This window comes from Arthrobacter sp. GCM10027362 (assembly GCF_042679445.1).
In the GTDB taxonomy this organism is placed as follows: Bacteria; Actinomycetota; Actinomycetes; order Actinomycetales; family Micrococcaceae; genus Crystallibacter.
On record NZ_JBHTML010000417.1, the window covers coordinates 1 to 788 of the forward strand.

1 protein-coding gene and 1 pseudogene are annotated in these 788 nt (G+C 73.0%); both read left to right on the plus strand.

The genetic code is table 11. The features are described 5' to 3' along the window. Window positions 1–270: pseudogene (locus ACFQ36_RS23095) on the plus strand (molybdenum cofactor guanylyltransferase); the annotation flags it as partial. 73 nt (window positions 271–343) lie between these two features. Next, window positions 344–625 (plus strand): DUF6457 domain-containing protein, encoded by a 282-nt coding sequence (locus ACFQ36_RS23100; RefSeq protein ID WP_377017946.1) that lies wholly within the window; start codon window positions 344–346, stop codon window positions 623–625. Window positions 626–788: the final 163 nt, after the last annotated feature.

The window sequence follows — 788 nt, forward strand, 5'->3', positions numbered from 1 at the left end:
GCAGCCGCAGGCAGCCGGCCCGAAGCGGATCTGTGGTTGGCCGTGGATGCCGCCGGGCGGGAACAGCCGCTGGCCTCCTGTGCGCGCAGCGCCGCACTGGAGGAGGCGGTGGCGGCAGTCGGCGGTGCTGCCGGCGCTACCGGGCTGTCGGTGCGCAAGCTGCTGGCCCGGCTGCGGACAGTGCGCGTGCCGCTGCAGGCGGCGGCGACGGAAGACGTGGACACCTGGGAAGATGCCGGCCGCTTTGGCATAACCCGGCCGGCACCGTAGCCTAGGCTACGACGCACCATGCCGGACCCCGGCACGGGTGAGTAGAACACGCGCAGAATATCGGAGAGCAAAAGTGGCCTCTGCAGACCAGATCCTGCCCCCCTTCGTGACCGAGTTGTTGACCGCTCTGGAAATCGAGGACACCCCGGTGGACATCGACGCCGTGCTCGGCCTGGCCGGGGTGGCGGCCCACGGCGTGGTTCGGCCCGCCGCACCCGTGACCACCTTTATTGTCGGCTATGCCGCAGGCCTGGCCGCCGCCACCGGTCAGGCTACGCCGGAGGCGGCCATGCGCGCAGCCTCCCGCGTGGCCGAAGAGGTGGTCCGGCGCCGCCCGGCCGTTCCCGAAACGTGAGCGCCCCGCTCCGGTGGGACCGGCAGCACGCGGCCGGGCACGGCCGGAACCACCGCGGTGACCATCCCGGTGAACAGCCTGACGGCAGCCGCCGGGACCGCCGCCATACGCACGACGACGGCGCCGCCTGGGACCAAGCCCGCAGCACCGCCCACGCGGCAGG